Here is an 8,112-nt window from a genome sequence, read left to right as displayed (position 1 = left end):
GCCGATCCGCCCCGCCGCCGGCACACTACTGCCCCGGGCTCAGCGCAGGCCGGCGAAGAGGTCGTTCTCCGGGAGGGCCGCGCCGGTGGTGTCCCTGACCCGGACGAAGGTCTCCACGCCCATCAGCTCGGTGAACCGCTCCTTGCCCATCCGCAGGAAGAAGATGTTGTCCCCCTGGCTGGCGTGCGCGGCCAGGGCGTCGAACTTCCGGCCGCCGAAGGCGGTGGTGTCCACCCAGGTGCTGATCTCCTCGTCCGGCAGGCCGATCTCGGGCAGCTCAGGCGCCTCCACCGGCTCCACCGGCTCCGACCGCTCCCCGTCGGGGCCGGACTCCCGCATGACCTCCCCGAACCGCCGCACCGCCGAGTGCGGCACCGTCGTCCAGTAGACCTTCGGCGACAGGTCGACCAGTTCCAGCGCCGCCACCGTGATGCGGTGGGCCTGGATGTGGTCGGGGTGGCCGTAGAACCCGTTCTCGTCGTAGGTGACGACCACGTCGGGCTGGTAGTGCCGCATCAGTTCGGCGAGCCGGGCGGCGCCGTCCGCCACCGGCGTGCTCCAGAACGAGCCGGGCGCGTCGTTGCTCTCCCAGCCCATCATCCCGGAGTCGGCGTACTCCAGCAGCTCCAGGTGCCCGACCTCCAACACCTCGCAGCTGGCCTCCAGTTCCTTCCTGCGCATCGCGGCGACGGCCGCCGGGTCGTGCCCGTCCTCGCCGGGCTTGACCCCTCCCGGGCCGTCGCCGCACCTGCCGTCCGTACACGTCACGAGCACCGTACGGATGCCCTCCGCCGCGTACCGGGCCAGCACACCCCCGGTCCCGCTCGCCTCGTCGTCGGGGTGGGCGTGCACTGCCATCAGCGTCAAAGGCCGGTCAGCCATGGAAATCCATCCTCAGATCCGAACAGTTCTCGCCCCAGTCTGCGTCACACGGACGGGTGACCGCTGCCAATATCCGGTGCGGCGGCGGCCGCCCGGCGGCCGGGGTGACGGGCCGGGGCGCGACGGTTCTCCTACGATCGAGGCGACAACGGACCCCAGGGACGGGCAGGTTCCCATGACCGACGACAGCACCAGCGGGATCGACCGGTCGAAGCCGAGCATCGCCCGGGTCTACGACTACCTGCTCGGCGGCACGGACAACTTCGCCGTCGACCGCGAGGTCGGCGACTTCTTCCTCCGGGAGCTGCCCGGCTCGGTGGCCTTGCCGTTCGCCAACCGGCAGGCGCTGATCCGCGCCGTGGGCGCGATGGCCGGCGACGGCGTCCGCCAGTTCGTCGACCTGGGCAGCGGCCTGCCCACCGCCGACAACGTGCACCAGGCCGCCCGGCGGCACGACGCCGGCGCCCGCGTCGTCTACGTCGACAACGATCCGACCGTGCTCGCCCACGGCCGTGCCCTGCTGGCCGCCGACCCCCGCACCACGCTGGTCCGGGCGGACCTGCGCGAGCCGGAGGAGATCCGGCGCCACCCCGAGGTGCGGCGGCTGATCGACTTCGACGAGCCGGTGGGGGTCGTCTTCAGCGCCGTCCTGCACCACCTCGACGACGCCGAGCGGCCCGCCGACCTGGTGCGCTGGTGGGTGGACCGGGTGCCCTCGGGCAGCCTGGTCTACGTCTCCCACTTCCGCTCCGTCGGGAACTCCGGCAGGACCTCCGGCGGGACCGAGGAGGGCCGCCGCGCCGAACGGAAGCTGCGGGAGAGCTTCGGTCGCGGCCGCTGGCGCACCGACGAGGAGATCCTCGGCCTGCTCGACGGCCTCGACCTGCTCGAACCGGGGCTGGTGCCCTGCCCGCTGTGGCGGCCGGAGCCCGCCGGCACCGGCGGGGTGCCGGCGGACGAGGGCGATCTGTCGGTGTGGGAGCGGCTGATCTCCTGCGCGCTGGCCCGCAAGCCCTGAGCGGCGGCGGGTCAGGACAGGTAGTCCTCCAGTCCGCCGTCGCGCCGGGTGTCCAGGGTGACGCAGTGGAAGCCGCCGCCGAGCACCCGGGAGTGCCGCAGCCGGTGCGGCAGGACGGTGATCCCGGCGTGCTCCAGCAGCTTGATCAGGCCCTCCTGCTCGGACTCGACGATCGCCGTGTCCGGGGAGACCATCAGCAGGTTCATGCTGATCCAGCTCTCGCTGAGCGCGTGCTCGGGCGCGTCGCCGGTGGGCTCGGCCGGCGGGCACCACAGGACGTCCCAGCCCTTCAGCGGCTCCGGGACGGTCTCCGGGCTGATCCGCTCGGGGTTGAGCAGCACCAGGCCCGGGCGCAGCAGCGCGATGGTGCTGTCGATGTGGGTGTAGCCGTAGATGTCGCGCAGCGGGTGCAGCCGCAGGCCGCCGTCGCCGAGCAGGCCGAGGGTGGACTCCAGCCACCGCAGGCCGAGTTCGTTGCCGCTGCGGGAGACCTGGTAGAACACGTCCCGGCCGAGCCGCAGCACGTTCGCGGCGTCGAAGACCGGCTCGGCCTCGCCCAGCAGCGGGAGGCCGGCCTCGTCGAACTCGAAGAGTTCGTCGCCCAGTTGCGGCCGGGGGGCGGCCAGCCAGCGCGCGCCGCGGCGCAGGTAGTCCTGGAAGAGTCCGCGCAGGCCGAAGGCCTCGAAGTAGCGCTGCCGCATCGGGCTCGCCACCTCGATCAGCGTCTCGCCGACGACCAGGGTCAGGTCCCGCGGACAGTAGGAGTGGAAGCCGCCGTCGGCGTTCCAGAGCGGGGAGGCGAACTCGGCCGCGTGGTCGACCGGATCGGGCCGGTGGACGGTGACGCCGAGGCCGCGCAGGGTGGCCACCAGGTCGTCCAGGTCCTCCTCGGTCTCCTCCACGACCTGCCGCGAGTAGGGGCCGGCCTCGATCGAGGCGAGGTCGGCGGCGTTGGTCTTCGGGAAGCAGGACAGCCAGGAGGACGGCTCGGTCTGCTCGGGCAGCCGGGCGCCGACGGCGGTCCCGACCACGATCTCCCGCAGTGTGGTGAACTCGTCCCAGCTCTGGACCGGACGGGCCGAATCGGACATGACTCTCCCTTGACACGGGTTTGGGGGAAACACGGACACGACGGCGGAGGCGACGGCCTGGAACCGTGCGGACGGATGCGCCGGACCGGCTCCGGCCGGCCACGACGTACGGGAAATCACCGGCGGGGCAACCGAGTTCGCCGCTACGAAGGGCCGGGATCGATCGTCAAGCTACCCGGACGACCGACGGCGACGCAAGGACCGTGATCGGCACCGGGAACACCCCGCCGATCGGCCGCCCGTTGTTCGACCCGCTCCCTCCGACGCTGATCAACACCGGTGGGAGGCCCCGCGCCCCGGACCGGCGCTCACCACCGCCAGGCCCGGCGGATCCGGCTCCCGCCCGCCAGGGCCAGCAGCGCCCCGCCCGCCGCGGCGACCCCGGCCACCGCCAGGTTCTGGCGCTGCGCCCGGCGCCGGTCGGCGACGGCCGCCCGGGACGAGGCCGCCAGGAACGCCCGCTCGACCCCGGCCGCGGCCAGCTCGCCGGCCGCCACCCGCCGCACCAGCTCCTCCAGCCGGACGCCCCGGTAGAGCAGTTCCGGGTCCTGGTCGGCGGCGGCCCAGCCCCGCGCGGCCGCGGTGAGCCGGCACTGCTCCCCCAGCGCCTCCCGGCCCTCCGCCAGCCAGTCCCGCAGCCGGGGCCAGGCCTGCGGCAGCGCCTGGTGGGACAGTTCGACGGTGTCCCGGTCGACCACCACGAGCCGGGCCCGGACCAGCCGTTCCATCACCTCGGGCACGCCGGGATCGTCGAACTCGGCCCGCCGGGCCGGCTTGCGGGTGCCCTCGTCGCCGCCCGGCACCAGTTCACCGCCGGGCAGCGGCCCGCCGCCCGGCGCCAGCCCGTCGCCCAGGGCCGCCGGACCGCCGGCGGCGTCCTCGCCGGCCCCGAGCAGCTCCCCGCCGAGCCGCAGGAACACCGCCCGCGCCCGCGCCTGGTCGGGCGCGTCCAGCCCGTTGTAGAGGGCCTCCGCCGTCCGGGCCAGCGCGCCCTCGAACCCTCCGGTGGCCTGGAACCCGGCCAGGGTGAGCGCGTTGCCGCTGCGCCGCCGCCAGGTCTCCAGCAGGGCCGCGGACAGCAGCGGGAGCGCGCCCGGCTGCTGCGCGGCGGTCGAGATGAGGACGGCCAGCAGGGCGCCCTCGACGGTGCAGCCGGACCGTAACGCCGGTTCGGTGATCGCCCGGCGCAGCTCGTCCGGCGCCGGACGCCCCACCGGCAGCACCCCGTGGCGGCCGGCCTCGGCCAGCCCCGGGTGCTCGGCGAGCAGCGGGCCGCACTGGTCGGAGCGGACCACCAGCACCACCCGGCACCGGGCCGGCGCCGCCACCGGCAGCCCGTCCGACGCCCCGTCCGGATCGCCCGCGGCGGTCGCCACCAGCGCGTCCAGGAAGCGCGCCCGCTCAGCGGCGTCCCGGCAGCGGGTGCGCAGCTGCTCGGCCTGGTCGACCACCAGGACCGGGTCCCCGGCCGTCGGTCCGGACCCGCCGCGCCTCGTCTCCCCGGCCCGCTGCCCGAGCCGGGCGAGCGCGAGCGCGTACGCCTCCATGGGTCGTTCACCGGGGGTCAGCAGCGCCACCGGGACACCGCCGTCGGCCGGGGGCCGGCCCGCTCCGCCCCCGGCCCCGGGTCTCCCGGTGGTGGCGCCGGTGACGGCACCGGTGGCGGCGGGCGCGCCGAGCCGGGCCAGCAGACCGGCTCTGACCAGCGAGGACTTGCCCGCCCCGGACGGCCCGGAGACGATCACCAGTCGCCGTTCGGCCAGCAGGGCGACCAGCCGGTCCAGCAGCGCCTCGCGGCCGAAGAACCGCTCGGCGTCGGCCGCCTCGAACGCGGCCGCGCCCGGGTAGGGGGCCCGTCCGACGTCCTGGGCGCGCCGCCGGGCGCACTGTTCGGCGGCCAGTTCGGCGGCGAGCAGTTGCCAGCGGTGCCGCCACTCCCGCACGTCCCCGCCGCAGGCCTGCACGTAGGCGAGGGTGACGGCGAGGCTGGGCAGCCGCCGCCCTCCCGCGGCCACCGACAGGCTGGCCGCCGAGCAGTGCGCCCGCAGGGCGAGTTGACGGTACGGCGGACGTCCGGCGCGCTCCCGCAGGGCCCGCAGATCGCCCGCGAAGCGCAGCAGCGGCCCGTCCCCGGGGTCCAGTGGACTTTCCCGACGCGGCACGACGGCCCCCCTTCTCCGTTGAAGCGGTGTCCTGAAACCTTGAGTGCCCACGCGCCACACGCGCCGCGTGCGCCTCGTGTCCATCCCCCCGTTGATTCATCATGCACAGGACCGTTGGCGTCAAACAATGGTGCGTACGGGTCGGTTGTTCCGAGTTGATGTTCAATGTCCAGCCGTACGGCGCCGAACAAAGCCGGTGGGATAGAACCGGAACCCGCAGCCCTCGCTGACTTCGGAGACATCCATGAGGTTCACGCGGTACTGCCGTTCCCTCCTGTCCACACCCGCGATGGCGGTGGAGCGGTACACCAAGAGCCACCAGTCCGGGGCCGACATCGCCATGGTCGATCTGGAGGATTCGGTCCCACCCACCCGGAAGGAGGAGGCCCGCCGGCTCGCCGAGGAGTTCTTCGCCCTCCCGTCCACCAAGCTCGCGCGCAGCGCGGTGCGCATCAACACCCTGTCCGGGCCCGACGGTCTGCGCGACCTGATCGCCATCGCCCGGTACCGGGTCAAACCGGACCTGGTCCTGATCCCGATGACGGAGTCCCCCCGGGACATCGAGATCGCCGCCGGCGCGCTCGGCGCGGACTGCCCGGAGACGGAGTTCCTGGCCGTCGTGGAGACCCCGCTGGGCATCGAGAACGCGCCCGCCGTCGCGGCCGCCGGGCACCGGCTGCGCGGGCTGGTCTTCGGCTCGGCCGACTACGCCTTCGCGGTCGGCGCCCGGCTCTCCTGGGAGGCCCTGGCCCACGCCCGCGCCCGGGTGGTCAACAGCGCCCGCGCCGCGGGGGTGGAGGCGATGGACGCGCCGTTCTTCGAGGTCACCGACCTCGACGGGCTGCGCCGGGAGGCCGGGCTCGCCCGGGACTTCGGGTTCAGCGGCAAGATCGCCGTCCATCCGCGCCAACTCGAGCTGATCAACGCGACGTTCAGCCCCGACGAGGAGCTGCTGGAACGCGCCCGCCGGGTGGTCGCGGCGGGCCTGGAGAACGGCCGCTCGGTCACCGTGGTGGACGGCGTGATGGTCGGCATGCCGTTCTTCGAGGCCTCGCAGCGCCTGATCGAGCAGTTCGACCCGCCCCGGCCCGGCGGGCCGCACGACCCGCAGCACCACGCGCCCACCGACACCCCGAACCACACGACGGAGAAGTGACGATGACCGAAGAATCCATCCTCGGCCCGCGCCGGTACCGCAACGCCGAGGCCATGCTGGCGAGCGCCGACCCGGTCTGGCAGGCGGCCGCCGCCAACGGCCTGATCGGCGTCACGGTGGACTCGGAGTCCAACAACCGGCTGACGGTCCGCGAGACCGGCCACGAGTTCGCCAACATGGTCTCCTGCTCGTACCTCGGCCTGAACAACCACCCCGCGGTCCTGGCCGGCGCGGTGGACGCGCTGACCGAGGCCCGCGGCACCTCACTGGTCCTCTCCACCACCAGAATCCGGCACAACCTGCTGGTGCGGATGGAGGAGGAGCTCGGCGAGCTGTTCGGCGCGAACATCCTGCCGGGGGCGTCCTGTACCACGCTCACCGCCGGCATCCTGCCGCTGATCGCCTCCGGCCACCTGGACGGCACCTGCCAGGGCGGCGGCGGCCCCCGGGTGATGGTCTTCGACCGCTTCTGCCACTTCTGCATGGCGTACATGAAGCCGATCTGCGCGGACGAGTCGCTGGTGCTGACCTGCCCGCACAACGACCTGAACTACCTGGAGGACATCTGCCGCAAGTACCCGCGGGTCGCCTACGTCGCCGACGGCGCCTACTCGATGGGCGGCACCGCGGCCCTCGACGGGCTGCTCGAACTCCAGGACCGCTACGGGCTGTTCCTCTACATCGACGACTCCCACTCGCTGTCCATCGCGGGCGAGCGCGGCGAGGGCTACGTCCGCTCCCGGCTGGAGATGAACCCGCTGACGGTGATCACCGCCAGCCTCGGCAAGGCCTTCGGCACCAGCGGCGGCGTCGCGATGCTCGGCAATCGGGAGCAGTTCGAGTTCCTGCACCGGCACGCCGGCCCGATCGGCTGGTCGCAGAACATCCCGCTGCCGATGGTCGGCGCCTCGCTGGCCAGCGCCGCCATCCACCGCTCCCCCGAACTGGCCGAGCTCCAGGGCGCGCTGGCCCGCAACATCGAGCTCTTCGACGAGCTGCTGCCGACCACCTTCGCGGGCAACGGCCTGCCGGTGCGCCGGGTCGACGTCGGGGAGGCCGAGCGGGCGGTCAAACTGTCCGCCCAGCTCTTCGAGCGCGGCTTCTACAGCTCCGCGGTGTTCTTCCCGATCGTGCCCAAGGGCGAGGCCGGACTGCGGCTGATGCTGCGCGCCGACATGGACGAGCGGCTGATCCGCGAGTTCGCCGGCCACGTCAAGGAACTCACCGCCGACCTCTAGGACCCGGGAGCAACCGCCATGGAAGGAACCGAACCCGCCGGCTACCGGCGGATCGGCGAGCGCCGCTACCGCGAGGTGGTCGGGCGCTACTACGAGGAGTTCGAGGTCGGCGAGGTGGTCGAGCACCGCCCCGGGCGGACCGTCACCGAGCTCGACAACGTACTGATGAGCATGCTGAGCATGAACGACGCCCCGCTGCACATCGACGCCGCCTACAGCGCCCACACCCCCTGGGGGAAGCCGATCGTCTCCAGCCTGGTGACGCTCAGCATCGTCGGCGGGATGACCGCCCGCTCGACGAGCGGGCGCACCATCGCCAACCTGGGCTGGGAGAACATCCGGATGACCCACCCGGTGTTCACCGGCGACACCCTCTACGCGGAGACCGAGACCCTCGCCAAGCGGCTCTCCAAGAGCCGCGACGGGCAGGGCATCGTGAGCTGCCGCACCACCGGGACGAAGTCCACCGGCGAGCCCGTCGTGGTGTTCGACCGCAGCTTCCTCGTCCCGCTGCGCGGCCACGGCCTGGACGAGGTCGCCGGGTACTGACGCCGTGCCCCGTCGT

General features: G+C 73.4%; 7 protein-coding genes. 4 read left to right on the top strand and 3 right to left on the bottom strand.

The features are described 5' to 3' along the window. Positions 1-39: 39 nt before the first annotated feature. Positions 40-882, bottom strand: coding sequence for a PIG-L family deacetylase (locus ACFRQN_RS38570; RefSeq protein ID WP_380745263.1), 843 nt, complete (start codon positions 880-882; stop codon positions 40-42). Positions 883-1,057: 175 nt separating this feature from the next. Between ACFRQN_RS38570 and ACFRQN_RS38565 the strand changes: the two genes are divergently transcribed. Further along, positions 1,058-1,900 carry an SAM-dependent methyltransferase gene (locus tag ACFRQN_RS38565; RefSeq protein ID WP_380745261.1) on the top strand — a complete coding sequence of 281 codons (843 nt, stop codon included), beginning with the start codon at positions 1,058-1,060 and terminating at the stop codon, positions 1,898-1,900. Positions 1,901-1,911: 11 nt separating this feature from the next. Here the strand turns inward: ACFRQN_RS38565 and ACFRQN_RS38560 are convergent, their stop codons facing one another. Then, positions 1,912-2,991 (bottom strand): scyllo-inosamine-4-phosphate amidinotransferase, encoded by a 1,080-nt coding sequence (locus ACFRQN_RS38560; RefSeq protein WP_049656002.1) that lies wholly within the window; start codon positions 2,989-2,991, stop codon positions 1,912-1,914. Positions 2,992-3,299: 308 nt separating this feature from the next. Then, positions 3,300-5,153: an ATP-binding protein gene (locus tag ACFRQN_RS38555; RefSeq protein ID WP_375873052.1), complete on the bottom strand. Its 1,854-nt coding sequence runs from the start codon at positions 5,151-5,153 to the stop codon at positions 3,300-3,302. A gap of 244 nt (positions 5,154-5,397) precedes the next feature. On the opposite strand from ACFRQN_RS38555, the gene ACFRQN_RS38550 reads away from it, so the two are divergent. The 3 genes from ACFRQN_RS38550 to ACFRQN_RS38540 are packed head-to-tail and all read left to right on the top strand — an operon-like array spanning position 5,398 to position 8,096. Further along, complete coding sequence (locus tag ACFRQN_RS38550) at positions 5,398-6,309, top strand: CoA ester lyase (RefSeq protein ID WP_063780272.1); 912 nt, start codon at positions 5,398-5,400, stop codon at positions 6,307-6,309. 2 nt (positions 6,310-6,311) lie between these two features. Continuing rightward, on the top strand, positions 6,312-7,547 hold the full coding sequence (locus ACFRQN_RS38545; RefSeq protein WP_198959360.1) for an aminotransferase class I/II-fold pyridoxal phosphate-dependent enzyme: 1,236 nt from the start codon (positions 6,312-6,314) through the stop codon (positions 7,545-7,547). 18 nt (positions 7,548-7,565) lie between these two features. Continuing rightward, entirely contained in the window at positions 7,566-8,096 is a 531-nt protein-coding gene (locus tag ACFRQN_RS38540; RefSeq protein ID WP_049655810.1) for a MaoC family dehydratase, read from the top strand. Positions 8,097-8,112 lie beyond the last annotated feature (16 nt).

It is taken from the genome of Kitasatospora sp. NPDC056800, assembly GCF_042789775.1.
In the GTDB taxonomy this organism is placed as follows: domain Bacteria; phylum Actinomycetota; class Actinomycetes; order Streptomycetales; family Streptomycetaceae; genus Kitasatospora.
Note: the sequence above shows the minus strand (reverse complement) of the source record. Positions and strands in the feature narration are given on the sequence as shown.

What these genes read in the sequence shown, in the direction of transcription:
- ACFRQN_RS38570 (WP_380745263.1), bottom strand. Translation starts at nt 882, where the DNA reads ATGGCTGACCGGCCTTTGACGCTGATGGCAGTGCACGCCCACCCCGAC.
- ACFRQN_RS38565 (WP_380745261.1), top strand. Translation starts at nt 1,058, where the DNA reads ATGACCGACGACAGCACCAGCGGGATCGACCGGTCGAAGCCGAGCATC.
- ACFRQN_RS38560 (WP_049656002.1), bottom strand. Translation starts at nt 2,991, where the DNA reads ATGTCCGATTCGGCCCGTCCGGTCCAGAGCTGGGACGAGTTCACCACA.
- ACFRQN_RS38550 (WP_063780272.1), top strand. Translation starts at nt 5,398, where the DNA reads ATGAGGTTCACGCGGTACTGCCGTTCCCTCCTGTCCACACCCGCGATG.
- ACFRQN_RS38545 (WP_198959360.1), top strand. Translation starts at nt 6,312, where the DNA reads ATGACCGAAGAATCCATCCTCGGCCCGCGCCGGTACCGCAACGCCGAG.
- ACFRQN_RS38540 (WP_049655810.1), top strand. Translation starts at nt 7,566, where the DNA reads ATGGAAGGAACCGAACCCGCCGGCTACCGGCGGATCGGCGAGCGCCGC.